This is a genomic window from Pseudomonas sp. GW821-FHT02B10 (assembly GCF_059421865.1).
In genome coordinates this window covers 238,156-262,543 of sequence record NZ_JBWKVU010000011.1, presented here as the reverse complement: position 1 = coordinate 262,543, position 24,388 = coordinate 238,156, and the positions used below count along the sequence as shown (strand labels likewise).

The 24,388-nt window shown below is 64.2% G+C and carries 22 protein-coding genes, 1 tRNA gene and 1 pseudogene; 9 read left to right on the top strand and 15 right to left on the bottom strand.

The features are described 5' to 3' along the window. Nucleotide 1: 1 nt before the first annotated feature. Nucleotides 2-74 (bottom strand) — tRNA-Glu (locus AC07VU_RS22950). 365 nt (nt 75-439) lie between these two features. On the opposite strand from AC07VU_RS22950, the gene AC07VU_RS22945 reads away from it, so the two are divergent. Continuing rightward, nucleotides 440-1,210: a hypothetical protein gene (locus AC07VU_RS22945; protein WP_007931618.1), complete on the top strand. Its 771-nt coding sequence runs from the start codon at nt 440-442 to the stop codon at nt 1,208-1,210. Nucleotides 1,211-1,297: 87 nt separating this feature from the next. Here AC07VU_RS22945 and AC07VU_RS22940 read toward each other — a convergent pair whose 3' ends face one another. The 3 genes and pseudogenes from AC07VU_RS22940 to AC07VU_RS22930 all read right to left on the bottom strand — a co-directional run bounded on the left by AC07VU_RS22940 (nt 1,298) and on the right by AC07VU_RS22930 (nt 4,231). Beyond that, on the bottom strand, nt 1,298-2,161 hold the full coding sequence (locus AC07VU_RS22940; RefSeq protein WP_371860901.1) for a methyl-accepting chemotaxis protein: 864 nt from the start codon (nt 2,159-2,161) through the stop codon (nt 1,298-1,300). Then, nucleotides 2,162-3,223, bottom strand: a pseudogene (locus AC07VU_RS22935) (HAMP domain-containing protein); the annotation flags it as partial. Between the two features lie 246 nt (nt 3,224-3,469). Then, complete coding sequence (locus tag AC07VU_RS22930; protein WP_007931614.1) at nt 3,470-4,231, bottom strand: SDR family oxidoreductase; 762 nt, start codon at nt 4,229-4,231, stop codon at nt 3,470-3,472. Nucleotides 4,232-4,464: 233 nt separating this feature from the next. Here AC07VU_RS22930 and AC07VU_RS22925 point away from each other — a divergent pair, with 233 nt between their 5' ends. Continuing rightward, nucleotides 4,465-5,469: an NADP-dependent oxidoreductase gene (locus tag AC07VU_RS22925; protein ID WP_277588157.1), complete on the top strand. Its 1,005-nt coding sequence runs from the start codon at nt 4,465-4,467 to the stop codon at nt 5,467-5,469. 153 nt (nt 5,470-5,622) lie between these two features. On the opposite strand, the gene pyrF is transcribed toward AC07VU_RS22925, so the two are convergent. After that, on the bottom strand, nt 5,623-6,321 hold the full coding sequence (gene pyrF / locus AC07VU_RS22920) for an orotidine-5'-phosphate decarboxylase (protein WP_007931610.1): 699 nt from the start codon (nt 6,319-6,321) through the stop codon (nt 5,623-5,625). Between the two features lie 315 nt (nt 6,322-6,636). On the opposite strand from pyrF, the gene AC07VU_RS22915 reads away from it, so the two are divergent. Beyond that, the gene (locus AC07VU_RS22915; protein ID WP_007931608.1) at nt 6,637-7,401 is read left to right on the top strand and encodes a response regulator; all 765 of its coding nucleotides are present in this window, start codon (nt 6,637-6,639) and stop codon (nt 7,399-7,401) included. Further along, nucleotides 7,401-8,438, top strand: a complete 1,038-nt coding sequence (locus tag AC07VU_RS22910) for an ATP-binding protein (RefSeq protein WP_457275909.1) — start codon at nt 7,401-7,403, stop codon at nt 8,436-8,438. Before AC07VU_RS22915 ends, AC07VU_RS22910 begins: the two co-directional genes overlap by 1 nt. Nucleotides 8,439-8,557: 119 nt before the next feature. Here AC07VU_RS22910 and AC07VU_RS22905 read toward each other — a convergent pair whose 3' ends face one another. The 10 genes from AC07VU_RS22905 to AC07VU_RS22860 all read right to left on the bottom strand — a co-directional run bounded on the left by AC07VU_RS22905 (nt 8,558) and on the right by AC07VU_RS22860 (nt 17,202). Then, complete coding sequence (locus AC07VU_RS22905; RefSeq protein ID WP_053260176.1) at nt 8,558-9,613, bottom strand: AI-2E family transporter; 1,056 nt, start codon at nt 9,611-9,613, stop codon at nt 8,558-8,560. 82 nt (nt 9,614-9,695) lie between these two features. Next, nucleotides 9,696-10,502 carry a DUF4892 domain-containing protein gene (locus tag AC07VU_RS22900; RefSeq protein WP_053260175.1) on the bottom strand — a complete coding sequence of 269 codons (807 nt, stop codon included), beginning with the start codon at nt 10,500-10,502 and terminating at the stop codon, nt 9,696-9,698. 8 nt (nt 10,503-10,510) lie between these two features. Further along, entirely contained in the window at nt 10,511-11,170 is a 660-nt protein-coding gene (locus AC07VU_RS22895; RefSeq protein WP_007931599.1) for a glutathione S-transferase family protein, read from the bottom strand. A gap of 50 nt (nt 11,171-11,220) precedes the next feature. Next, the gene (locus AC07VU_RS22890) at nt 11,221-12,075 is read right to left on the bottom strand and encodes an alpha/beta hydrolase (protein ID WP_495030523.1); all 855 of its coding nucleotides are present in this window, start codon (nt 12,073-12,075) and stop codon (nt 11,221-11,223) included. Beyond that, nucleotides 12,072-12,878, bottom strand: coding sequence for an alpha/beta fold hydrolase (locus AC07VU_RS22885; RefSeq protein WP_053260173.1), 807 nt, complete (start codon nt 12,876-12,878; stop codon nt 12,072-12,074). Before AC07VU_RS22885 ends, AC07VU_RS22890 begins: the two co-directional genes overlap by 4 nt. A gap of 114 nt (nt 12,879-12,992) precedes the next feature. Beyond that, nucleotides 12,993-13,436 (bottom strand): hotdog fold thioesterase, encoded by a 444-nt coding sequence (locus AC07VU_RS22880; protein ID WP_053260172.1) that lies wholly within the window; start codon nt 13,434-13,436, stop codon nt 12,993-12,995. Nucleotides 13,437-13,466: 30 nt separating this feature from the next. Then, the gene (locus AC07VU_RS22875) at nt 13,467-15,134 is read right to left on the bottom strand and encodes an AMP-binding protein (protein ID WP_495030522.1); all 1,668 of its coding nucleotides are present in this window, start codon (nt 15,132-15,134) and stop codon (nt 13,467-13,469) included. A gap of 230 nt (nt 15,135-15,364) precedes the next feature. Next, the gene (gene sixA / locus AC07VU_RS22870) at nt 15,365-15,814 is read right to left on the bottom strand and encodes a phosphohistidine phosphatase SixA (protein ID WP_007931572.1); all 450 of its coding nucleotides are present in this window, start codon (nt 15,812-15,814) and stop codon (nt 15,365-15,367) included. Further along, nucleotides 15,811-16,158 carry a DUF4389 domain-containing protein gene (locus tag AC07VU_RS22865; protein WP_007931570.1) on the bottom strand — a complete coding sequence of 116 codons (348 nt, stop codon included), beginning with the start codon at nt 16,156-16,158 and terminating at the stop codon, nt 15,811-15,813. Before AC07VU_RS22865 ends, sixA begins: the two co-directional genes overlap by 4 nt. Before the next feature lie 18 nt (nt 16,159-16,176). Beyond that, a complete protein-coding gene (locus tag AC07VU_RS22860) occupies nt 16,177-17,202 on the bottom strand; it encodes an NAD(P)H-dependent glycerol-3-phosphate dehydrogenase (RefSeq protein ID WP_007931569.1) in 1,026 nt (341 codons plus the stop codon). A gap of 194 nt (nt 17,203-17,396) precedes the next feature. On the opposite strand from AC07VU_RS22860, the gene AC07VU_RS22855 reads away from it, so the two are divergent. The 5 genes from AC07VU_RS22855 to fabB all read left to right on the top strand — a co-directional run bounded on the left by AC07VU_RS22855 (nt 17,397) and on the right by fabB (nt 24,345). After that, nucleotides 17,397-19,520 carry a TonB-dependent receptor plug domain-containing protein gene (locus AC07VU_RS22855; protein WP_495030521.1) on the top strand — a complete coding sequence of 708 codons (2,124 nt, stop codon included), beginning with the start codon at nt 17,397-17,399 and terminating at the stop codon, nt 19,518-19,520. 1 nt (nt 19,521) lies between these two features. After that, nucleotides 19,522-20,451, top strand: coding sequence for an ABC transporter substrate-binding protein (locus AC07VU_RS22850; protein ID WP_277588154.1), 930 nt, complete (start codon nt 19,522-19,524; stop codon nt 20,449-20,451). Next, nucleotides 20,448-22,349, top strand: a complete 1,902-nt coding sequence (locus AC07VU_RS22845; protein ID WP_274305963.1) for an ATP-binding protein — start codon at nt 20,448-20,450, stop codon at nt 22,347-22,349. The genes AC07VU_RS22850 and AC07VU_RS22845 overlap by 4 nt, the downstream gene beginning before the upstream one ends. A 248-nt stretch (nt 22,350-22,597) precedes the next feature. Beyond that, nucleotides 22,598-23,113 carry a 3-hydroxyacyl-[acyl-carrier-protein] dehydratase FabA gene (gene fabA, locus AC07VU_RS22840; protein ID WP_007931558.1) on the top strand — a complete coding sequence of 172 codons (516 nt, stop codon included), beginning with the start codon at nt 22,598-22,600 and terminating at the stop codon, nt 23,111-23,113. An 11-nt stretch (nt 23,114-23,124) separates the two neighbouring features. Then, complete coding sequence (fabB, locus tag AC07VU_RS22835) at nt 23,125-24,345, top strand: beta-ketoacyl-ACP synthase I (protein WP_007931556.1); 1,221 nt, start codon at nt 23,125-23,127, stop codon at nt 24,343-24,345. Nucleotides 24,346-24,388: the final 43 nt, after the last annotated feature.

Sequence of the window (24,388 nt, the reverse complement as noted above, 5' to 3'; positions counted from 1 at the left end):
GCGTCCCCTAGGGGACTCGAACCCCTGTTACCGCCGTGAAAGGGCGGTGTCCTAGGCCACTAGACGAAGGGGACACACTACAACATTCACTCCCTGCCGCGTTTCGCTGTGTGCTTTACGCTGCAAGTGGCGCGCATTCTATGGATGGATTGGAGGGTCGTCAACCCCCTGATATAAATTTATTTAAATCAATGACTTCGGGGTGGTTTGCGAGCCCTTTCGGGCATTTGTGCAGCCTGTGCCTTGACGCCTATATTCTGACACTCGACAAGACGCTATAGTCCACATCCTTAGGTGATGGCAATATGAAACCAGCCAGACATTTCCTATATAAGCAGAGAATCGGCCTGTTTCTGCTCGTCGACCTGCGCTAGGCGCCCCAAGGCTAAGTCACTACACTCGCCACTCGTACGCGAACCCCAGAAAGAGGTCTTACACGGTGACACCACTCATGATCACCCTGCTAGTAGTAGCCGGGATCGTAATATTGATCGCCATTGGCTACATGAACCATGTGGTGGAAAACAACAAACTGGAAAAGGCCCGTACCAAGGTCGAACTCAATGACCGCCTGCGCCGCTGCGGCGAAATCACCGAGACCTTCCCCGGCCAGTTCATGTCGCCTGGGCTCAAGCTGCTGATGACCCGCCTGGAGCTCAACGTCGTTCAGCGTCTGTTGAACCTGAACAAGTCCGATGCCGCGCTCAAGGCGCGTATCGCCGAGTTGAACGCGCTGGTCGGCCAGGGCGAATCGATTCCGGTCAACAACCCGCCCTGCCCGATCCAGACCGAAGCCAAGGCCAAGGACGTGCGCTTTCTTCTGGAAGCCCTGCATGGCCAGGTGACTCGCGCCGCCCAGGACGGCTTCCTGCCGACCAACGAAGCCAAGCACTGGATCAGGGAAATCCGCCACATCCTGGTGCTGCTGCACATCGAGTTCTTCAACAACCTCGGCCAGTACGCCCTGCAGCAGGAACAACCCGGCCAGGCGCGCCTGGCGTTCGAGCGCGGTGTGCAATACCTGCGCAAGCAGCCGGACCCGGCGGTCTATCGGGAACAGCTGGAGTACCTGGAAAAACTCCTGGCCCGCTCCAACGCGATGGTGCTGACCAACACCCAGCCGGTCGAAGGCGAGGTCAACCAATTGACCGAAGGCCTGAAGGTCGTCGAAGCCGACGCCGACTGGAAGAAGAAAGCCATTTACGACTGACCGGCAACGGCCGCGCGAGCCACTCGCGCGGCACGGCCTATAAGGCTGCGCCCCTGGCGGCGCAGCCTGTAGCAAGCATCAGCGGCATTACAACCGGAAATGCCCGACCATCCCCTTCAACTCCGCCCCCAACTGCGCCAGCTCGATGCTCGACGCCGCATTGCCCTGCATGGCCAGTGACGACTGATCGGCGCTGGCGCGGATACTGGTGACGCTGCGGTTGATCTCTTCGGCGACCGAGCTTTGTTGCTCGGCGGCCGCGGCGATCTGCTGGTTCATCTGCTGAATCAGCGACACCGCCGTGGCGATGCTGCCCAATGCGCTTTCGGTCTGCAGCGCATCGCTGACCGCCAGCTTGACCAGTTCGCCGCTGCTCTGGATCTGCTGCACCGAGGACTGCGCCGCCGAACGCAGGGCACTGACCAGGCGCTCGATCTCTTCAGTGGATTGCTGGGTGCGCTTGGCCAGGGCCCGCACTTCGTCGGCCACCACCGCGAAACCCCTGCCCTGCTCGCCGGCACGCGCCGCTTCGATGGCCGCGTTCAGCGCCAACAGGTTGGTCTGCTCGGCGACACTCTTGATCACGCTGAGCACGGTGCCGATGTTCTGGATTTCGGCGCTGAGGCTTTCAATGCTGGAGCTGGCGCTGGTAGCCGAATCCGCCAGCTGTTCGATGCGCTGCATACTCTGGCGCACCACCTGCTGGCCACTTTCCACCTTGTCGTCGGCGGTCTGCGCCGCCTGCGCGGCTTCTTCGGCGTTGCGCGCGACGTCGTGCACGGTGGCGGTCATCTGGTTCATCGCAGTCGCCACCTGCTCGGTTTCTTCCTTCTGGCTGCTGACTTCCAGATTGGTCTGTTCGGTCACCGCCGACAGCGACTGGGCCGAGCTGGCCAACTGTTCGATGCCTGCCTGCAGGCCGCTGACAATACCGCTCAGGCCGCTGCCCATCTGTTGCATCGCCAGCATCAACTGGCCGATTTCGTCCCGGCGCGTCACCTCCACCATCGCGCTCAGGTCACCGGCGGCGACCTGCTGCGCCACGCGCATCACGCTGCGCAGCGGAGTGACGATCAAGCGGGTAATGATCCAGGCCGCCAACACGCCCACCAGCAACGCCAGGGCCGAAGACGCGACGATCAACAGCGAGTTCTTTTTCAGCTCCGCCTGCATCGACTGATCCTGCGCACCGTACGCCTGGTCGACCCGCTCCATCACCTGCGCGGCGCGCTCGTGCAGTTGCTGATAGACCTTTTTCTCGTGCGCCAGCAAGCCGGTGTATTCGGCGAGCTTCTCGCTGAAACCACCGATATGCCCGACCACTTCGTTGAGCACCGTCTGATAACCGGCGTCTTTGACCAGGGTCTTGAGCTGCTCGGCCTGGGCCAGGGCCTGGTCGGCCTGTTCGATCTTGCCCTGCTCGACCTCTTCCTCGCCCTTGCGGCTCTGGTCCAGGCGCACCCGGGCTTCGTTCATGGCTTGCAGCATCAAGCGCGAAACCTGACTGACCTGATTGGCCTGCTCGACGAACTCGCTGCCCTCCTTGCCGGCGGACTCCTTGAGGCTATAGGTGCCGTCATCAGCCAGACCGGCCTGCAGCACGTCGAGGTTGTTGGCCACGCTGGACACTGACCAACTGGCCATTTCCAGCGCCAGGTCCTTGGCCTGGGTCAGCTCGACGAACTCGTCGAAGGCCTTGCGGTAAGCCCCCAGCGCCTGCTCGACATCGGTCATCACCGGCACATTCGCCGCCGAACGCTCCTTGAGCTGTGCCGCCAGGGCCAGCAAGGCGTCGACGCCCTCGTGCAAGGCGTCCGCGGTTTTGGCGTCGCCGTGCAAGGCATAGTTCTGTTCGAGCAGGCGGACCTTGAGCAAGCCGCTGTTGAGTGACGACATCTGCTTGAGGCCATCGAAACGCTGGCTGATGGTCTGCAGGGACCAGACGCCGATGGCGGCTACCAGCGCCGTCAGCAGCAGCACCAGGGTGAAGCCGACACCCAGTTTTTTCGCCATGCCGAGGTTGGCAAAACGTCCGTTCGTGGCCGAATTCATTGCGCTCAGTCCCCTTCCAGTCCCCAATGGCAACAGGGCCATTGTCCAGTTTTGCAGGTTCGCAACGGGCTGCACTGGAGCACAAGTCTCTGGCGTCGGAATAATGGCAAAAAGCTACGTTCAGGTCGTTTTCAGAATGGTCGAGGTCGATCCGGTACAACCCAGGCAACGCTTGGTCACCAGGGCCGTCCCTAAGGCAAGCGAGCGTCAGATGGCGGTGGCGCCACCGTCGACCGCCAGCGCATGGCCGGTGGTGAAGGCCGCGCCGTCGCTGCACAGATACAGCACCGCGCTGGCGATTTCCTCGACCTTGCCGATCCGCCCGACCGGGTGCATGGCCGCGGCGAATTCGGCTTTCTTCGGATCGGCCTCGTAGGCGCGGCGGAACATATCGGTGTCGATCACTGCCGGGCACACCGCGTTAACCCGGATTTTCTTCTTCGCATATTCGATGGCCGCCGACTTGGTCAGGCCGATCACCGCATGCTTGGAGGCGGCATAGATGCTCATCTTCGGCGCCGCGCCGAGGCCGGCCACCGACGCCGTGTTGACGATGGCCCCGCCGCCCTGGGCGAGCATCAGCGGCAACTGGTGCTTCATGCACAGCCAGACGCCCTTGACGTTGACTCCCATGATCGCGTCGAACTCATCCAGGGTGCCGTCCGCCAGCTTGCCCTTCTCGATTTCGATCCCGGCATTGTTGAAGGCATAGTCGAGGCGGCCGTAGCTGCTTACCACCTGGGCCATCAGGTTCTGCACATCCGCCTCGTCGGTAACGTTGCAGCGCACGAACAGTGCTTCGCCACCGGCGGCGCGAATCAATTGCACCGTACCCTCGCCACCGGCGACGTCGAGGTCGGCCGCCACTACTTTCAGCCCCTGCGTGGCGAACGCCAGGGCCGTGGCCCGGCCAATACCCGCCGCTGCGCCGGTGACCAAAACGACCTGGCCGGAAAACGTCATGCTCATGGTGATGCCCTCGATGGAATGCATGGATCGGATTCGCCCAGTCTAGGCACAGGCAACGAGCACGCGGCAGCACTATCAGAGGGCCGGTTGCCCACTTATCCGCAATGGTGATGAAGGCTGCCATACCACCATCACGCCTCTGGATCGCCCCCTATTCGCTACAGCGGCAAACCTTGCGGCATCAGGGCTGAAGGTCTATCAACTAGGGTTCCATCGATCCTTGAGTGCCTGCCATGACCACCCAGACCAATCGCCAGTTTCTGCTCGCCAAACGCCCGGTGGGCGCGGCGACCCGCGAAACCTTCACCTACCAGCAGGTTCCCGTCGGCGAACCCGCGGCCGGGCAGATCCTGGTGAAGAATGAGTACCTGTCCCTCGACCCGGCCATGCGCGGCTGGATGAACGAAGGCAAGTCCTACATCCCGCCAGTGGGCATCGGTGAAGTGATGCGCGCCCTGGGCGTGGGCCAGGTGATCGCCTCGAACAACCCCGGCTTCGCCGTCGGCGACTACGTCAATGGCGCCCTGGGCGTGCAGGACTATTTCCTCGGCGAGCCGCGCAGCTTCTATAAGGTCGATCCGAAACTGGCGCCGCTGCCGCGCTACCTGTCGGCCCTGGGCATGACCGGCATGACCGCCTATTTCGCCCTGCTGGACGTCGGTGCGCCAAAAGCCGGTGAAACCGTGGTGCTGTCGGGCGCGGCCGGCGCGGTGGGCAGCATTGCCGGGCAGATCGCCAAGATCAAAGGCTGCCGGGTGGTCGGCATCGCCGGCGGCCAGGACAAATGCAAGTTCCTGATCGACGAACTGGGCTTCGACGGTGCCATCGACTACAAGAGCGAAGACGTCCATGCCGGCCTCAAGCGCGAATGCCCGAAAGGCGTCGACGTGTATTTCGATAACGTCGGCGGCGACATCCTCGATGCGGTGCTCAGTCGCCTGAACTTCAAGGCCCGGGTGGTGATCTGCGGCGCCATCAGCCAGTACAACAATAAGGAGGCGGTCAAGGGACCGGCCAACTACCTGTCGTTGCTGGTCAATCGCGCGCGCATGGAAGGTTTTGTGGTGATGGACTATGCGGCCCAGTTCGCCGCCGCCGGGCAGGAAATGGCCGGCTGGATGGCCAAGGGGCAGCTCAAGAGCAAGGAGGATATCGTCGAAGGCCTGGAGACCTTCCCGGAAACGCTGATGAAGCTGTTCAGCGGCGAGAACTTCGGCAAGCTGGTGCTGAAGGTTTGAACGTGGCTCTTTGAATCAGGCTGTCTGTACGATCGTTTCGCGAGCAAGCTCGCTCCTACAAGGGCCTATGCACTCTCTGTAGGAGAGAGCTTGCTCGCGATAGCACGAAGCGCGCTTGCACTATCGCTGACAGCCAGCACTCCGCTGCCGGATTCAGGCCAGCTCGGCCACCACGGCCGCCAGGGCCTTGGCCGGGTCCGCCGCCTGACTGATCGGACGGCCGATCACCAGGTAATCGGAGCCGGCATCCAGCGCCTGGCGCGGGGTGAGGATGCGCCGCTGGTCGTCCTGGGCGCTGCCCGCCGGACGGATCCCCGGGGTCACCAGTTGCAGCGACGGGTGCGCGGCCTTCAGCGCCTGGGCTTCCAGGGCCGAACAGACCAGGCCGTCCATGCCGGCCTTTTCCGCCAGGGCGGCCAGGCGCAGCACCTGCTCCTGCGGCTCGATATCCAGGCCGATGCCGGCCAGGTCTTCACGCTCCATGCTGGTCAGCACGGTCACGCCGATCAGCAGCGGTTTCGGGCCGCTGCGCTGGTCCAGCACTTCGCGGCAGGCCGCCATCATGCGCAAGCCGCCGGAGCAGTGCACATTGACCATCCATACGCCCATCTCCGCGGCGGCCTTGACGGCCATCGCGGTGGTGTTGGGGATGTCATGGAATTTCAGGTCGAGGAAGACTTCAAAACCCTTGTCGCGCAGGGTGCCGACGATTTCCGAAGCGCAACTGGTGAACAGTTCCTTGCCGACTTTGACCCGGCACAGCTTGGGGTCCAGCTGATCAGCCAGTTTCAGTGCGGCGTCACGGGTGGGAAAGTCCAGGGCGACGATGATAGGAGTCTGGCAAGCGGACATGAAGGGGCTCTCAGGCAAGTCGAAATCGGCGCGGATTGTAGCGCAAGCGACGACGCTCCGGGACCCGATGATCGGTAATTCATCGCCAACGGCAGCTCCCGTATCGATAAAACCGTGCAAATGCCCGACCCTGGCGGCAATTGTGTCGAGCCCGATACACTCCCGACACGCCGGCAACACCCCGCCCGGCTACCCTCGCCAGCCGCAACACTCCCGAACAGCACTTCCAGCCCCAGGGCCGGACGCCTATGCTGAAGCCACCACCTCGCCGCCCCTCTTTGTGGCTGGCAGCCTACCTGGCAGACGATCGCACGCATGCACAATATTCCAGCTCCCCTCAATGACGATCAGAAAGCACCTGGCACGGGTGACGACAAGCGCTGGAACACCCGGGCGCTGATCGTCGACGACGATGTGCCGATCCGCGAACTGCTGATCGACTACCTGGCCCGCTTCAACATCCACGCCACCGGCGTGACTGACGGCGCGGCGATGCGCCAGGCCTTGCAGGCGGAACACTTCGACGTGGTGGTGCTCGACCTGATGCTGCCCGGCGAGGATGGCCTGTCCCTGTGCCGCTGGCTGCGCACCGAGTCGGACATCCCGATCCTGATGCTCACCGCCCGCTGCGAACCCACCGACCGGATCATCGGCCTGGAACTGGGGGCCGACGACTACATGGCCAAGCCCTTCGAGCCTCGGGAACTGGTGGCGCGGATCCAGACCATCCTGCGCCGGGTCCGCGACGACCGCACCGAGCAGCGGGCCAATATCCGCTTCGACAACTGGCGCCTGAACAGCGTGCTGCGCCAGTTGATCTCCGCCGACGGTCTTGTCGTACCGCTGTCCAACGCCGAATTCCGCCTGCTCTGGGTGTTCATCGAACGCCCGCGCCGGGTCCTGAGCCGCGAACAGTTGCTGGACGCCGCCCGTGGGCGCTCCATCGAAGCCTTCGATCGCAGCATCGACCTGCTGGTCTCGCGCCTGCGGCAGAAGCTTGGCGACGACCCGAAATCGCCGCAGTTGATCAAGACCGTGCGCGGCGAAGGCTACCTGTTCGACGCCCGAGACATCGGCTGATGCGTGGGCGCTTCGATACGCTGTTCGGCCGCCTGTTCGGGGTGCTGCTGATCGCGATCGTGCTCGCCCACCTGCTCGCCTTCTTCTGGTTCCGTCTCTACGGCCCGCCTCCACGCCCGCCGGCCAGCGAATTCAGCGGCCAGCCACAGCCCGGCAGCGGGCGTTTCGAGCCACGGCCACCACGTCCCTGGTTCGGCGGCCCGATCGTGCCCCTGACCTTCCAGTTCATCTCGCTGATCATCGCCGCCTGGTACGGCGCCAAGCTGCTGACCCGGCCGATCCAGCGCCTGAGCGATGCCGCCGAGCGCCTCAGCGAAGACCTCGACAGCCCGCCGCTGGACGAGTCCGGCCCACGGGAAGCGCGGCAGGCGGCCCACACCTTCAACCTGATGCAGCGGCGCATCCAGGAACAGGTCAAGCAACGCGGGCGCATGCTTGGCGCGGTCTCCCATGATCTGCGCACGCCGCTGTCGCGCCTCAAGCTGCGCCTGGAACAGATCGCAGACAACAAGCTGCAGGGCCAGATGCGCCAGGACCTCGACGACATGATCAGCATGCTCGACGCGACCCTGAGCTACCTGCATGAACAGCGCACCAGCGAAGCCGTGCAGTGGATGGATGTGCAGGCGCTGGTGGAATCGCTCTGCGAAAACGCCCAGGACCAGGGCGCCGATGTGCGGACCGACGGCCATTGCGCGCCCCTGCAAGTGCAGCCGATGGCGTTGCGTTCCTGCCTGAACAACCTGCTGGACAACGCCCTGCGCTATGCCGGGCATGCCCGCATCAGCCTGCAGGACAGCCGCGAGCAGGTGCTGATCCGGGTCATCGACCATGGCCCGGGCATCGCCGAAGACCAGCGCGAAGCCGTGTTCGAACCCTTCTACCGGCTGGAAGGCTCACGCAACCGCAATTCCGGCGGCGTCGGCCTGGGCATGACCATCGCCCGCGAGGCCGCCGAACGCCTGGGCGGGCAATTGCACCTGGAAGAAACCCCCGGTGGCGGCCTGACCACCGTGGTGCGCCTGCCCCGCGCCTGAGTCGGCCGTGTGCCGGGCGGTAGCCGGCTCCCGTCCACGAACCTTACCCCCGGCGGCGTTAACGTCGCCGCCTGATCATCCGCCACCACCGTACCGCTGTAGCTGCTGCCGAGCAGCGGCTACAGGCGCTTGTCTTCGCCCCGCGCCTGGCTCGCGCTCCAGTCGGTCAACAGACTGTAGGCCACGGCCAACAGGGTCGGGCCGATGAACAGGCCGATGAAACCGAACGCGATCAGTCCGCCGAAGACCCCGAGCAGCACGATCACCAGCGGCAGGTTGCCGCCACGGCTGATCAGGTAGGGTTTGAGCACGTTGTCGACGCCACTGATGATGAAAGTGCCCCAGATACCGAGGAACACCGCCATCCCGTATTCGCCCTTCCAGGCCAGCCAGGCGGTGGCCGGAATCCATACCAACGGTGGGCCCATGGGAATCAGGCTGAGCAGGAAGGTGACGATCCCCAGCACTAGCGCGCCCGGCACGCCGGCGATCAGGAACCCGATCAGGGCCAGGACTGCCTGGGCCGCGGCGGTGCCGATCACACCGTTGACCACCCGCTGCACCGTACCGGCCACCAGCTCGATGTAGTAGCCAGCGCGGTCGCCGATCAGGCGCTCCAGCAGCCCGTGGACGAACGCCGCCAGACGCGGCCCGTCACGATAGAAGAAAAATACGAAGACGATGCTCAGGGTCAGCTCGAGGATCCCGCCACCGATCTGCGCGCTGCGGGCCAGCAGCCAGTTGCCGACCTGCCCCAGGTAGGGCTTGATCGCCAGCATCATCGCCGCGCCCTGCTGGTCGATGCTGTTCCACAGCCCCACCAGCCGTTCACCGACGAAGGGCACGCCGGCCAGCCAGCTCGGCGCTGCGGGCAGGCCATCGACCTGCACATCCTTGATAAAGGCGGTGGCGTCACGCACATGGTCGGCCAGGTTGAAGCCGAGCCAGACCAGCGGCGCCGCCACCAGCAGCATCCAGCCCAGGGTCAGCACGGCCGCGGCCAGGGCCTCGCGGCCATTGAGCCAGCGGGTCAGCAAGCGCATCAGCGGCCAGCTGGCAAACGCCAGGACCGCCCCCCAGAACAACGCGGACCAGAACGGCGCCATGACCCAGAAGCTGGCGCCGAACAGCACCAGAAGCAGGATCTGCACCAACAGGCGATCATTATTGAGCATTTGGGATCTCGAGAAAGGTCAACTCACCAAGCGTAGGCGAACGGTGGATGCCCGTTCGCCCAAGCCCGTTCAATGCAGCGGTTCAGCGCAGCAGCTCAAGACGCAGGCCAGGGGCCTCGCTGCTGCCGGTTTCCATGCGTGCCGCCCGCACGCCCTGGCCGATCAGGGCCTGGCGCCAGGCTTCGGCATTCGGCCCGGAAACACTGACCCGCAAGGTGGTATCGAGGTTCAACCCGCGCGACAGCAAGGTCAGCCAGGTCGGCTGGGGCTCGCCGCCGAGCTTGGGCAGGTCCAGCTCGCCGGTGTCCTTGAGCTGGCGCAACAGGGTGGCCGAGGTCGGCAACAACTCGCCCAGGGGAGTACTGGCGTCGAATTGCTCGACATGCAGGTACGCCCGGCGGTTGCCGCGGGTAATGCTGTACAGGGCCACCAGCGAATTGTCGTTGGGTGCGGCCAGGCGCAACAACAGGTACGCCTGCTGGGCATCGGCGCCATACAGCTTGGCGTTGCCGAACACCTCGTTGGCCCACAGGCTGCTTTCCCCGCAATCGCGGGCCTGGCACCAGAACAACAGTTCGGCGCCCTGCCCCTGCAAGGCTTCGCGGGCGGCGGTAAAGGCCGCGGTCGAGGAATGTTCCGGCGGCAACTCGTAGGTCACCGAAGTCGTGGTGCCACGAGCGCCGACCTGGCCATCGAAACGCAGCTGGCCGCTAATCTTGCGGATCGAGCCCATGGGGTAGATCCGCTCCATCTCGGCCGCCGGACGATAGTCGACGATCTGCGCGTCAGGCATGCGCGGCACGATCGGCAAGTCATGGCTGCCGGGCAAATCGGCGGCGAACAGCAAGGGGCTGACAGCGGACAACAGCAGGACACTGAATAAACGCATGGGTGCTCTCATCGGATCAGCATGGCCTGGGCGCCCTTGATGACACTGGCGTCATCCGTGCGTTGCGGGACCAGCAGCCCGCGCTGCACCGCCGGCCGCGCCTCGAGGGTCGCCATCCAGCGTTGCAGGGCCGCCAGGCCGTCCACCGAAACCCCGGACCATTCATGGCCTCGCACCCAGGGAAAGGTGGCGATATCGGCAATGCTGTAGTCGCCGGCAAGGAACTCGACCTCCTGCAAGCGGCTGTCGAGCACCTCGTACAGGCGCCGGGTTTCATGCTGGTAACGATCGATGGCGCCCTGGAGCTTTTCCGGAAAATAACGGAAGAACACGTTGGCCTGGCCCTGCATCGGGCCGATGCCGCCCATCTGGAACATCAGCCACTGGATCACCCGGGAACGGCCCTGGGGATCGCTGGGCAGCAGTTGCCCGCTGAGTTCAGCCAGGTAGATGAGAATCGCGCCGGACTCGAACACCGCAAAATCGCCGTTGGCGCGGTCGACAATCGCCGGAATCCGGCCATTGGGATTGATCTTGAGAAAGCCTGGAGCCTTTTGTTCCTTCTTGTCGAAACTCAGGGCATGCACCGTATAGGGCAGGCCGAGTTCCTCGAGCACGATAGAGACCTTGTGGCCATTCGGGGTCGCAGCGGTATAGAGATCTATCATGGTTGTCTCCCATTTCAACCCGCCCAGCCTCGACAGTTGCCCGCTGCAAGTCAAGAAACGGCGAAAAACCTATTGAAACAGTCTGCAACAAGGATCGCGCCGTCTTCGTCGTTCAAGTGCAGGTGATGGCCCCCGGGCAGCTGTTCCCGGCTGAAGGGTAGCCGCTCCAGCAACTCTGTGTGCTTGGCCAGCATGCCGTCGGCCGCCACCACCAGATGGGCCGGACAGGCCAGGCGCTGGACGAACGTCAGGGCCTGCTCCTGGGTCAGGCGCAGCGGCGAAGCCAGGGTCAGGCGGCTGTCGCTGCGCCAGGTGTAGCCCCCCGGGACCGGCATCAGGCCGCGTTGCGCGAGCAGTTCGGCGGCTTCGCGGCTGACCGCGACCATGCCCTTCATCCGCGCCTCGATGGCGCGGTCCAGGGTGGCGTAGACCGGCTTGCGCTTGCCCCGCAGGTCCAACTGGGCCTGCAGGGCCATGCCCATGCGCTCGGCGGCGTTTTCCCCGCTGGCGGTCGGCGGAATCACCCCATCGATCAGCGCCAGATAGCTCACTCGCTCGGGCAACGAGCCGGCCAACACCAGCGAGACGATCGCCCCCAGGGAATGCCCGAGCAGGCCAAAGCGTTTCCAGCCCAGTTGCTCGGCGACCTGCAAGACGTCATACACGTAATCCCAGAGCGCATAGCTGGCGCCCAGGGGGCGGTGTCCGGAATGGCCATGCCCGGCCATGTCCAGGGCGACGATGCGCAAGCCGTGCAACCTGGGCGCCAGCCGCGCGAAGCTGTTGGCGTTGTCCAGCCAGCCGTGCAAGGCAATGACCGGCAGGCCGTCCTCGGGGCCGAACAGATGCGCCGCCAGCTCGATATGCGGCAGGCTCAGGCGGACTTCTTCCACCGCGGCGCTCATGCGCAGCTCCGTTCGGCACGGGCCTGCCAGCGGCTGAAGAGTTTTTTCAGCAGGGCCGCGGTGTCCTGCGGGCGCTCCAGCGGGAACATGTGCCCGCCCGGCATGCTCAGGGATTCGCCATGGGGCATGCGCCCGACACTGCTGGCGTGGTGCTTCATCACCACCCGGCTCTGGCGCCCGCGCACCACCGCCAGCGGCACCTTCAACTGGCGGGGGCGGCCCGGGCTGGTGTGCGGCACGCCGCGATAGATACTGATCTCGGTGGCCGGGTCGAAACGCAGCCGCAAACGGCCATCAACCTGATGCAGGCCATGTTGCAGGTAGGCGTCGAAACACTCGGGGTCGAAACCGCGGAACAGGGTCTTGCCGGCAAAATACTTGCGCGCCGATTCCAGGTCGCTGAACTCCTCGCGGCGGCCCAGGGTCCGGCCGGCGGGGGTCAGGCGATCGATGAAACCGAATCGCTTGGCGGCGCGAATCACCCATTGATCGGCGCGGGTCAGCACCGGCGAGTCGAGCATCACCACCCCGCGATACAGCTCCGGACAACGCAGCGCCGCATGCAGATGCAGGACGCCGCCGAAGGAATGGCCAACACCCCACACCGGCTCGGCCTGCTGTTGCAGATGGTGGATCAGTTCGTCCACCAGGTTCAGCCAGTTGTCGTCCGCCGGAAAGCGCGGATCGTGGGCGTGCTGCTGCAAATGCGCCACCTGATATTCGGGTGCCAGGGCGGCGAACAACTTGCCATAGGTACCCGAGGGAAATCCGTTGGCGTGAGTGAAAAACACCTGTTGCGACATACCGGCTAACTCATGAACAAAAAACGATGGCTGATTGTCCGCATGCCATTACCCGGCGGCAATGACAGTAACGGTCAAGAATGATGACACTCCGCTTCAGCCTATGGGTACCACTCAACGTGCCGGCGGCGTCTGCCCCAGGGGCACCACGGCCATGGTCAGGCGCGATACGCAGCTGGCCTTGCCTTCGTCGCTGCAGAGGCGAATATCCCAGACATGGGTGGTACGCCCGATATGAATCGCCCTGGCCACCGCCGTCACCCGGCCGGAGCGCAGGCCGCGCAGATGGTTGGCATTGATCTCCAGGCCCACGCAGTAGAACTTGCTGGCGTCGATGCACAGGTAGCTGGCCATGGAGCCGACCGTTTCCGCCAGCACCACCGAGGCGCCGCCGTGCAGCAGGCCATAGGGTTGATGGGTGCGATGGTCGACCACCATGCTGGCGGTCAAGGATTCGTCGTCGAAGGACTCGAAGCGGATGTCCAGCACCTCACCGATGGTGTTTTTCTGGATCGCGTTCAGTTGCTCGATGTTCGGGGTGGTACGCCATAGGCTCATCACTGCATCCTTTAGGGTGGTTATCCGCGCTCAATCCTGCCACAGCACCGCTTCGGAGCGCTCGCTCCACTCCTTGAAGCGCTCGCCGTAGGCGGCTTCGATGACATTGCGCTTGATCTTCAGGGTCGGGGTCAGAAAGCCGTTTTCCACCGCCCAACTGTCCTTCACCACCACCAGGCGGTGCAAGCGTTCATGTTTGTCGAGCGCGCCATTGACCTCATCGAGCAGGCTTTCCAGGCTCGCATGCAGGCCGCCACGGGCGTTGCCTGCGGCGTCCTGCAAACCGGCCGCGGACAACACGCACAAGCCCAGCGGCGCACTCAGGCCATCGCCGACCACACACACCTGCTCGATCCGCGAATGCACCGCCAGGCGGTTCTCGATCGGCGCCGGGGCCACGTACTTGCCCTTGCTGGTCTTGAAGATCTCCTTGAGCCGCCCGGTCAGGCGCAGATTGCCCTCGGCGTCCTGCTCGCCCTTGTCGCCGGTACGCAGGAAACCATCCGCGGTGACGGTTTCCGCGGTCTTCTGCGGGTCCTTGAAGTAGCCGAGCATGGTCGCCCCGCTACGTACCTGGACCTCTCCGGCCTCGTCGATCCGCACCTCGACGTCCGGGCAGGGCCGGCCGATCCAGCCGGGTACATGCTGGCCGCTGCGGCCGATATGGGAATAACCGCAACTTTCGGTCATGCCGTACACCTCCAGCACGTCGAGGCCCAGGCGCTGATACCAGTCCAGCAGGGCCTGCGGCACCGGCGCGGCGCCGGACAAGGCGACTCGCAGGGCGTCCAGCCCCAGCCCGGCCAGCACCTTGTGCCCGACCCGCTTGCCGATGAAAGGCAGGCCCAGCAGGAAGTCCAGGCGCTTGGCCGGGACCTTGCTGTACACGCCCATCTGGAACTTGGTCCAGATCCGCGGTACGCCGAACAGCGCCGTGGGCCGCGCCCGCTGCAAGTCGGTGAGAAAGGTCTCCAGGCTCTCGGCGAAGAACACCGTCTGCCCGGTATAGATCGCCGCCATCTCGACAAACATGCGCTCGGCCACATGGCACAGCGGCAGGTAGGACAGCAGCCGGTCCGTCGGCCCGAGGCCGAACAGCTGGGTGCCGCGTGAAGCCGCGAAACCCAGGGTGCCGAAGCTGTGCATCACGCCCTTGGGCAGGCCGGTGGTGCCCGAGGTGTAGATGATGGTCGCCAGTTGCTCGGCGGCGGGGTTGGGGTCGTCCTGGATCGGCGAGCACTGCTGCAACTCGTCCCAAGTGAAGTCGAAGCGGCCTTCGGGACAGATCGGCAGGCTGATGGTGGGCAGCCCGGGTTTCACGCCGGGGGCCATCGCCGGCCAGTCGTCGAGCTTGCCGATGAACACCAGGGCCGACTCGGAATGTTCCAGCACCTGGGCCACCGAATCGGCGGTCAGGTTGGGATACAGCGGCACGGAAACGTGACCGGCCATCCAGATCGCCAGGTCGGCGATGATCCAGTGGGCGCAGTTCTTGGAAATGATCGCGACATGACTGCCCGGCGGCAGCTCGCGGGCACGCAGCCAGTGGGCGGCGCAGCGGGCCTGGTGGCCGACGTCGGCCCAGGTCAGTTCTTCGACCCGGCCACCACCCAGGGGCTGGACCAGGAAACGTTGGCGGGGATGACGAGCTTCGCGCTCGTAGAACACTTCCAGCGGCAAACGAAAAGCAGCAGACATGCGACTCGCTCCTTTGTTTTTGTTCTGATCGTGAGGCTAGCCAACCAAGCACTTGCTCGGGCGACTATTCCACGCACAAAGGAACGCTGCAAGTTAAGAAATGTAGCGAAAAGAACAGATCGTGGTAGGAGCGAGGCTTGCCGCGATGAAGGCGGACGCGCTGCTTCGGACAGTCCGCGCCGCTTCCTTCGCGGGCAAGCCTCGCTCCTACAGCTCAGGGGCTCAGGGGCTCAGGGATTCCTGATGCTGTTGAGGGTCATCAGGCCGGCCAGCGGCCAGTCGCCTTCGAGTTCCGCCAGGCCCGCGGTGTGCATCGGCTGGGGATTGCGCAGATGACCGTGCTGCAGAAAGCCGATCAGGTTGCCCACCAGCGGCTGGTGGCTGACCAGCAGCACGTTGTCCGCCGAGTCGAGCTGGGCGACCACCGACAGCGGGTTGTTGTCCGGCGTCAGCCAGGACACGGTGCGGATTTCCGCTTCGAAGCCCAGGGCTTCGCGCACCAGCTTCGCCGTCTGCTGCGCCCGCGCATAAGGGCTGGCGATGATCGCGCTGAGCGGCTGGCCGATCAGGTGCGCGGCGCTGCGCAGCGCCTCCTCGCGGCCATGCTCGGTCAGGTTGCGCTCGGCGTCGCTGCGCGCGTGAGGCTCGGCTTCACCGTGACGCAACACCCAGAGCTTCACAGCTTGGGCTCCTCGTCACGCACCGGATGGGGCGCCGGTGGCACCACATGCGGCGCTTCACCTTCAGGGGCGCGCGGGGCCGGCCAGTCGGCGAACGGCCAAGGCTTCTGGTCGGTGTGGAAACTGCCGAAACGACCGATCTGCGCCAGGAACTGGCTCAGGCTGTCGCCGAAGTTCATCAGGCTGGCACTTGGCGAGCCATAGATCAGCCGGTAGATCAACTGCACCAGCACCAGCGCGCCGAGGATGAATTGCGCCACTTGCCAGACCAGCACGAACACCAGCATCCACAGCACACGCAGCAGGATGGATTCGTACTTGGCTTCGGAATTCGTATCGTTCATGTCTCGCTCCTGTCCTGCTCAGTTGAAACCACTGGTGGAGATAAAATCGACATCGGTTTTCGGCTCGCCGCGCATCAGCAGCTCAATGACCTGGTTCAGCGTGCGCCCCTCAAACAGGATGGCATGTAATCCGGCCACCAGCGGCATATATACGCCCACTTCCTGCGCCTTGACCTTGAGCACCTTGAGGGTATTCACGCCTTCGGCCACCTCGCCGAGCCGGTCCACCGCCTCTTCCAGGCTCAGGCCTTCGCCCAGGGCGAAACCGACCTGATAGTTGCGGCTCTTGGGCGACGAGCAGGTGACGATCAGGTCACCGACCCCCGCCAGGCCGAGGAAGGTCATCGGGTTGGCGCCCTGGCTGACCGCAAAACGGGTCATTTCCGCCAGCGCCCGGGTAATCAGCATGCTCTTGGTGTTTTCCCCCATGCCCAAGGCCACAGCCATGCCGGCAATGATCGCGTAGACGTTCTTCAACGCCCCGCCCAGCTCGACGCCGAAGCGGTCGGCGCTGGCATAGACGCGGAAGGTCCGGCCATGCAGGGCCGCCTGCACACGCTGGCAGAGTTCTTCGTCTTCACTGGCGACCACGGTGGCGGTCAAGGCGTGCTCGGCCACTTCACGGGCCAGGTTCGGCCCGGACAGCACGCCGATCCGCGCTTGCGGGGCGATGTCTTCGAGGATTTCGCTCATCAGCTTGAAGGTCTGCGCCTCGATGCCCTTGGTCAGGCTGACCAGCAGTTTACCGGCGAGCAACTGCGCATGGGGCGCCAGCACCGAGCGCAGGGCGCTGGAGGGCAAGGCGACAAAACACAGGTCACTGTCGTTCAGGGTGGCCAACAGATCGGTCACCGGCTCCACCGCCGGATGAATCTTGATGCCTTTGAGGTAACGCGGATTTTCGCGATGAATGCGAATGGCCTCCGCCTGCTCCGGGTCACGCATCCACTGCCGCACCCGATGACCGTTCTCGGCCAGCAGATTGGCCACGGCGGTACCAAAGCTTCCGCCTCCCAGGACCGCGATAGGGCGCTGTTCAGTCATATGCAATCCGTCAATCCATACAGTGGCGATGGCGGCATTATACGGGGCGCCCCTGCGGCGGCCAGCCCTGTGAACAATTAGGCACAAATGCCGGGAAAACACCGATTAGGACGGGGAATGTCGGGGTTATCGACTGGAAAACCCGGTCATCTCGGTTAACATGCGCGGCAATTACTCGTTATCAAGGCTGTGCCGTGTATCCTGGCCCTCCCCTCTCCCGCCCATCCCTGTTGCTGGCGCTGCTTTGCAGCACCCCGGTGCTGGCCGACGATCTGTTCCTGGACAGCCAGCCGCTGCCGGAAATCCTCACCGCCACCCGTCTGAAACAATCCCCCGCGGCCGTGCCCGGCAGCATGACCGTGCTCGACAGCGAACTGATCAACGCCAGCGGCGCCCGCGATATCAGCGAGCTGCTGCGCCTGGTACCGGGGATGATGGTCGGCAATATCAGCGGCAACCAAGCCGCGGTGAACTATCACGGCACCAATGCCAGCGAAGCGCGCCGCATGCAGGTGCTGATCGATGGGCGCTCGGTGTACCGGGCAGGCCTGGCCACCGTGGACTGGAGCGACATTCCGGTGGCCATGGAGGACATCGAGCGCATCGAGGTGTTCCGCGGCCCCAATACCGTCAGTTACGGCGCCAACGCGCTGATGGCGGTGATCAACATCATCACCCGCTCGCCCGCCAACAGCCACGGCACGCGAATCAAGGTCACCCGCGGCCAGCGCGGCATCAGCGACTGGTACGCCAGCCAGGGCACCGGCTGGGACAGCGGCGACCTGCGCCTGTCGCTGTCCGGGCAGGAGGACGACGGCTTCGACAGCGATCGCAACGGCGCCGACTACCGCGACAGCCGGCGCTTGAACCGCTTCAGCCTGTCGGTCAGCCAGATGCTCAATGAGCAGCAGAGCATCGACTGGCAGCTCAGCGCCAAGGAAGGCAGCAACCAGCGCCCCTATACCTACCGCCCGGTGTTCTCCGGTATCACCTCGGCCGGCTACAACTCCGACGTGATCGCCAAGGACTATGCCGGCTCGCTGCGCTGGAACCTCGACATCAACCCGGAGCACAGCCTTTATATACAAGGCTCGGCCCAGCACTGGGACCGCCAGCAGAACTGGCGCGCCTGTGACGCCGAAGTGTCGTTCAGCCCGGAACTGACCCGCCTCTGGCAGCTCAACCCGAACTACGCCGAACTGCTGGCCCGGCACATGGACAATTTCACCGGCTCCGGCGCCCCTCCAGGCACCGCGGCCGAACAGGCCCTGGCGAACCAGGTGCTGACGCAATGGAAGGACGGCGCCAAGCGCACGGTCTGCGGGGATATCGACCAGAGCGCCCGCGAATCGCGCTACGACCTCGAACTGCAGGACACCCTGAGCCTGTCCGATGGCGTGCGCCTGGTCAGCGGCCTGAACTATCGCTACGACCGCGCCGACTCGCAAACCTATTTCAACGGCACCCTCGACGACAGCACCTGGCGCGCCTTCGGCCAGCTGGAATGGCGCGCCACCGAACACTGGCTGTTGCAGGGCGGCGCCATGTTCGAGGACTCGCAACTGAGCGGCAGCTCGCTGACCCCGCGGGTGGCGGTCAACTACCTGATCAACCCGCGCCACGGCCTGCGGGCGGTATATTCGGAAGCAATCCGCTCGCCGGACATGTTCGAGAACAACGTCAACTGGAGCTACCGGGTCACCAAGCTGAGCCCGACCGCCTACGGCCAGCCCAGCGCCCAGTACTTCGTCAAGACCCGCGGCCCGGGCAACCTCGACCAGGAACGCATGCGCTCACGGGAACTGGGCTACAACGGCTTTTTCGCCGATCTCGGGCTGAACCTCGATGTGAAGCTGTTCTACGACGAAATCAGCGGGATGATCAGCGAGCCGCTGCGCAACAACCAGTACATCGCCAGTAACAGCAACAGCTCACGCTTCGCCGGCAGCGAAACCCAGCTGGACTGGCGCCTGAACCCGGCGGACCGGCTGCGCCTGACGTACGCCTATGTCGACGCCGAGGCCAGCAACCCGCTGGACGAGCAATTGACCGCGCGCCACAGCGGCTCGGCGGGCTGGTTGCGCGACTGGGGCCAGGGCTGGTCCAGCGCGCTCTTCTACTATGGTTCCAGCGCGCTCAACGGGTATCGCTTCGAACGGGTCGATACCCGCGTCGCCAAGCGTATCCCCCTGGGCAAGGGCAGCCTGGAGCTGGCCGGCGTACTCCAGCAACGGCTCGACGACGAGCCCACTACCTTTGTCGACAACAACTATGACTCGCACCACGTCCTCTACTTCAGTGCGGAGTTGACGTTCTAGCATGAGCCACCGTCAGTCAGGGATGACGCCTGCCTTGAACCGATTCCGGGTTCGCCTGCTGCTGTTCTGTTGCCTCTGGGGTGCACTCCCCGCATGGGCGGCCCAGGTGTTACTGACCGGCGCCGAAGACAGCGCCGGCGTGCAGGCCTTTGCCCAGGCACTGGCGCAACAGCGGCCACAGGACGACGTGCGCTTCGAGCCCCTGGCCAACCTGCCTGCCCCCGGTCAATTGCCAGCAGGCACCCGGCTGATCCTGCTCGACCCGGCCAGCCTCGAATGGCGCCAGCAGGAGGCCCAGGGCCCGGCCACGCTGGTGTTGCGCATCGGCCGGATCCAGGCTCAGCAGCGCCTGGGGGCAACGTCTTCGCCCCGGCTGAGCCTGTTATGGAGCGACCCGCCGCTGGCTCGGCAATTGCAGCTGATCCGCAAGATCCTGCCCCAGGCCCGGCGGATCGGCGTGCTCTACGGCGCCGACAGCGAATTCCTGCTCAAGGAGCTGCACCAGGCCGCCCATCCCCTGGGGCTGGAAATCGTCGCTGAGCGCTGGGACGACACCAATGACAGCCGTCCGCTGCAAAGCCTGCTGAAAAGCAGCGACGTCCTGCTGGGGCTGGACGACCCGCAGCTGTACAACCCGAAAACCGCGAAGAACCTGTTATTGAGCAGCTATGCCCGGCAACTGGCGCTGATCGGCCCCAATGCCGGCTTCGTCAAGGCCGGCAGCCTGGCCAGCACCTACAGCGACCAGGAAGACTGGCTGCAGGTGCTCGACGATTTGCTGGACCGGCCCACGACCCACTGGCCGCGTACCCTGTATCCACAACCGTTCAAGGTGTTGAGCAACCCGCAAGTGGCACGCTCCCTGGGTGTCGAACCGATTGACGAGCAATCGGTGGCGACCCAGCTGGCCGAAGGAGAAAAACGCCCATGACCTTCCGTCGCCGTTGGGACATCAGTACCCGCACCCAGATTATCTGCCTCGGCCCGGCGCTGCTGCTGACCCTGCTGCTGATCAGCTTCTTTACCTTCGTACGGATCCAGGATCTGCGCCAGGAGCTGAACCACACCGGCCAGTTGATCGCCAACCAGCTGGCGCCGGCCACCGAATACGGGGTGATCTCGGGCAACAGCGAAGGTCTCGAGAGCCTGCTCAAGGCCACCCTGGCCACGCCCCACGTGCGCTTTCTCGAAGTCCAGGACAGCCGCAACAAGATCCTGGTGTACGTCGAGCAGCCTTCGGAGACCCACCACCGCTCACAGCAGGTCGAAGTGTTCCAGGCCCCGGTGCGCCTGCAACGCATCCAGCTCAGCAACGACTTTTTCCAGGACGACCCGAGCGCCAGCGTGAGTCCGAGCGAGGACTACCTGGGGCGGGTGATCGTCGGCATGTCCAACGACGCCTTCAGCCAGCGCCAGCAGGAGATCCTGTTCAAGGCCGGCATCCTCGCGCTGTTCGCCCTGCTGTTCACCTTCCTCCTGGCCCGCCGCCTGGCGGCCAGCCTGTCGCAGCCGATCAGCGCCATGGGCACCGCGGTCAAGGCCATTCAACAGGGTGACTTCAAGACTCCGCTGCCGATCGTCGACGACGCCGAGCTGGGCGATCTTTCGCGGCATATCAACAACCTGGCCGCCGGCCTCGAGCAGGCCAGCCGCGAGCAGCACCAGGCCATGGCCCAGTTGATCCAGACCCGCGAAGAAGCGGAGCGGGCCAACAATGCCAAGTCGGATTTCCTGGCGATGATGAGCCATGAACTGCGCACGCCCATGAACGGCGTGCTGGGCATGCTGCAACTGCTCGAAACCACCGAAATGACCGATGAACAGCACGAATACGCGGCGCTGGCCTCCGAGTCCACCGAGCACCTGCTCAAGGTGATCAACGACATCCTCGACTTCTCGCGCATCGAGCGCTCGGCCCTGGAGCTGGAGCACATCCCGTTCAACCTCGCCGAACTGATCAGCAGTTCGGCCCAGGCCTTCCAGCACAGCGCCGCGCAACGCGGGCTGGACCTGCAACTGCGACTGCCGCCCGGCATGGAGTCGCTGCAGGTCAAAGGCGACCCGACGCGCATCCGGCAGATCCTGGTGAACCTGATCGGCAACGCCTTGAAGTTCACCGAGCAAGGCAGCGTCACCGTCGAGCCGCAATGGCAAGCCCTGGACCATGAGCTGCTGTGGTTCACCTGCAGCGTGCGCGACAGCGGGATTGGCATCAGCACCGAAAGCCTGGAACTGATGTTCAACGCCTTCCAGCAGGCCGACAGTTCGATTTCCCGGCGTTATGGCGGCACCGGCCTGGGGCTGCCGATCGCCCGCACCCTGGCCGAACGCATGGGCGGCACCCTGCGCGCCCAGAGCGAGGAAGGCCGCGGCTCGGTGTTCACCCTGGAGATCCCGCTGGCGCTGTACCAGCAAAGCCTGCCGGTGCTGGCGCCACGGGTGCACAGCGGGCATGCCCATGGCGAAGGACGCAACGTACTGCTGGTGGAAGACAACCCGGTCAACCAGACCGTGATCCAGGCCATGCTGCGCAGCCTGGGCTTCACGGTCAGCATCGCCACCGATGGCGCCCAGGCCATTCGCAGCGCCGAGAGCCTGATCTTCGAGGCGATCCTGATGGATTGCCGGCTGCCGCTGATCGACGGCTACGAGGCCACCCGGCAGATCCGCCAACTGCCCGGATGCGCCGATCTGCCGATCATCGCCTTGACCGCCAACGCCTTGCAGGGCGACCGCGAAGCGTGTTTGTCGGCGGGAATGAACGATTACCTGGCCAAGCCGTTCAAACGCACGGATCTGCAGCAAATTCTCCAACGCTGGGTGCAGTAGCGGCCACTTATCGACCATCTGCGACTGGCGTGGCGGGCGAAAGTGCGGCAGTCTTAGGCACCCGAACAGGCCCCTCACAGGGCCTGTATAATAATTTCAGTGCACAAGTGTACATTCATGTCCCTTGTGCTGTGACTTTCACCACAACGCAATAGTCTATGAGTAGGCTGCCGGCTCGAGGCATGAACGCTTCGATCGGCCGGGAAGATTTGCCCCACCCTGCCGCATGGGACTATTGAGGAGCTCGCATGACCAAACAAAACGCCTTTACTCGGGAAGATCTGCTGCGCTGCAGTCGCGGTGAGCTGTTCGGCCCAGGTAACGCGCAACTGCCCGCCCCGAACATGCTGATGGTGGATCGCATCACTCATATCAGCCAAGAGGGCGGCAAGTACGGCAAAGGTGAATTGGTCGCCGAGCTGGATATCACCCCTGACCTGTGGTTCTTCGCCTGCCACTTCGAAGGCGATCCGGTGATGCCGGGCTGCCTGGGCCTCGACGCCATGTGGCAACTGGTCGGCTTCTTCCTGGGCTGGCAAGGCCTGCCGGGCCGCGGTCGCGCCCTGGGCTCGGGCGAAGTGAAGTTCTTTGGCCAGGTGCTGCCGACCGCCAAGAAAGTCACCTATAACATTCATATCAAGCGCGTCCTCAAGGGCAAGCTGAACATGGCCATCGCCGATGGTTCGGTCAGCGTCGACGGCCGCGAAATCTACACCGCCGAAGGCCTCCGGGTCGGCGTTTTCACCTCCACTGACAACTTCTAAGGGTTATCCGCATGCGCCGCGTCGTTATCACTGGTCTGGGCATCGTTTCGTGCCTGGGCAATGACAAAGAGACCGTCTCCGCTAACCTGCGTGCAAGTCGCCCTGGCATCCGCTTCAACCCGGAATATGCCGAAATGGGTCTGCGTAGCCAGGTTTCCGGCTCCATTGACCTCAATCTCGAAGAGCTGATCGATCGCAAGATCTATCGCTTCGTCGGCCACGCGGCGGCTTACGCCTACCTGGCCATGAAAGACGCCATCGCCGACTCCGGCCTGACCGAAGAGCAGGTTTCCAACCCGCGTACCGGCCTGATCGCCGGCTCTGGCGGCGCCTCTACCCTGAACCAGATGGAAGCGCTGGACATCCTGCGCGAGAAAGGCGTCAAGCGCGTCGGCCCATACCGCGTGACGCGGACCATGAGCAGCACCGTTTCCGCATGCCTGGCCACGCCGTTCAAGATCAAGGGCCTGAACTACTCCATCGCTTCCGCCTGCGCCACCAGTGCTCACTGCATCGGTACCGCCATGGAACAGATCCAGATGGGCAAACAGGACATCGTGTTCGCCGGCGGCGGTGAAGAAGAACACTGGAGCCAGTCGTTCCTGTTCGACGCCATGGGCGCCCTGTCCAGCAAGCGCAATGACACCCCGGAACAAGCCTCCCGCGCCTACGATGCCGACCGTGACGGCTTCGTCATCGCCGGCGGTGGCGGCATGGTGGTGGTCGAGGAGCTGGAACACGCCCTGGCCCGTGGCGCGAAGATCTACGCCGAAATCGTTGGCTACGGCGCGACGTCCGACGGCTACGACATGGTGGCGCCAAGCGGCGAAGGTGCAATCCGTTGCATGCAGATGGCCATGTCCACTGTCGACGCACCGATCGACTACCTGAATACCCACGGCACCTCGACTCCGGTCGGCGACGTCGCGGAAATGAAAGGCGTGCGTGAAGTGTTCGGCGACAAGGCTCCAGCCATCAGCTCCACCAAGAGCCTGTCGGGTCACTCCCTAGGCGCCGCCGGCGTTCACGAAGCGATCTACTGCCTGCTGATGATGGAAGGCAACTTCATGGCCGGTTCGGCCAACATCGACGAGCTGGACCCGGAAGTGGCCGACATGCCGATCCTGACCAAGACTCGCGAAGACGCCACCATCAACACCGTGATGAGCAACAGCTTCGGCTTCGGCGGCACCAACGCCACCCTGGTCCTGAAGCGCTGGCAGGGCAAGTGATCCCCGCCTTTGCCACATGAAAAACGCCCCGACTGGTTCGGGG

Excerpts from the sequence above, each read along its gene's own strand:
- fabB (WP_007931556.1), top strand. The coding sequence starts at position 23,125 with ATGCGCCGCGTCGTTATCACTGGTCTGGGCATCGTTTCGTGCCTGGGC.
- AC07VU_RS22940 (WP_371860901.1), bottom strand. The coding sequence starts at position 2,161 with ATGGGCAGCGGCCTGAGCGGTATTGTCAGCGGCCTGCAGGCAGGCATC.
- AC07VU_RS22860 (WP_007931569.1), bottom strand. The coding sequence starts at position 17,202 with ATGACTGAACAGCGCCCTATCGCGGTCCTGGGAGGCGGAAGCTTTGGT.
- AC07VU_RS22895 (WP_007931599.1), bottom strand. The coding sequence starts at position 11,170 with ATGATAGATCTCTATACCGCTGCGACCCCGAATGGCCACAAGGTCTCT.
- AC07VU_RS22850 (WP_277588154.1), top strand. The coding sequence starts at position 19,522 with ATGAGCCACCGTCAGTCAGGGATGACGCCTGCCTTGAACCGATTCCGG.
- AC07VU_RS22900 (WP_053260175.1), bottom strand. The coding sequence starts at position 10,502 with ATGCGTTTATTCAGTGTCCTGCTGTTGTCCGCTGTCAGCCCCTTGCTG.
- AC07VU_RS22930 (WP_007931614.1), bottom strand. The coding sequence starts at position 4,231 with ATGAGCATGACGTTTTCCGGCCAGGTCGTTTTGGTCACCGGCGCAGCG.
- AC07VU_RS22875 (WP_495030522.1), bottom strand. The coding sequence starts at position 15,134 with ATGTCTGCTGCTTTTCGTTTGCCGCTGGAAGTGTTCTACGAGCGCGAA.
- pyrF (WP_007931610.1), bottom strand. The coding sequence starts at position 6,321 with ATGTCCGCTTGCCAGACTCCTATCATCGTCGCCCTGGACTTTCCCACC.
- AC07VU_RS22845 (WP_274305963.1), top strand. The coding sequence starts at position 20,448 with ATGACCTTCCGTCGCCGTTGGGACATCAGTACCCGCACCCAGATTATC.
- AC07VU_RS22880 (WP_053260172.1), bottom strand. The coding sequence starts at position 13,436 with ATGAGCCTATGGCGTACCACCCCGAACATCGAGCAACTGAACGCGATC.
- AC07VU_RS22915 (WP_007931608.1), top strand. The coding sequence starts at position 6,637 with ATGCACAATATTCCAGCTCCCCTCAATGACGATCAGAAAGCACCTGGC.
- AC07VU_RS22910 (WP_457275909.1), top strand. The coding sequence starts at position 7,401 with ATGCGTGGGCGCTTCGATACGCTGTTCGGCCGCCTGTTCGGGGTGCTG.
- AC07VU_RS22890 (WP_495030523.1), bottom strand. The coding sequence starts at position 12,075 with ATGAGCGCCGCGGTGGAAGAAGTCCGCCTGAGCCTGCCGCATATCGAG.
- fabA (WP_007931558.1), top strand. The coding sequence starts at position 22,598 with ATGACCAAACAAAACGCCTTTACTCGGGAAGATCTGCTGCGCTGCAGT.
- AC07VU_RS22885 (WP_053260173.1), bottom strand. The coding sequence starts at position 12,878 with ATGTCGCAACAGGTGTTTTTCACTCACGCCAACGGATTTCCCTCGGGT.
- AC07VU_RS22865 (WP_007931570.1), bottom strand. The coding sequence starts at position 16,158 with ATGAACGATACGAATTCCGAAGCCAAGTACGAATCCATCCTGCTGCGT.
- AC07VU_RS22925 (WP_277588157.1), top strand. The coding sequence starts at position 4,465 with ATGACCACCCAGACCAATCGCCAGTTTCTGCTCGCCAAACGCCCGGTG.
- AC07VU_RS22905 (WP_053260176.1), bottom strand. The coding sequence starts at position 9,613 with ATGCTCAATAATGATCGCCTGTTGGTGCAGATCCTGCTTCTGGTGCTG.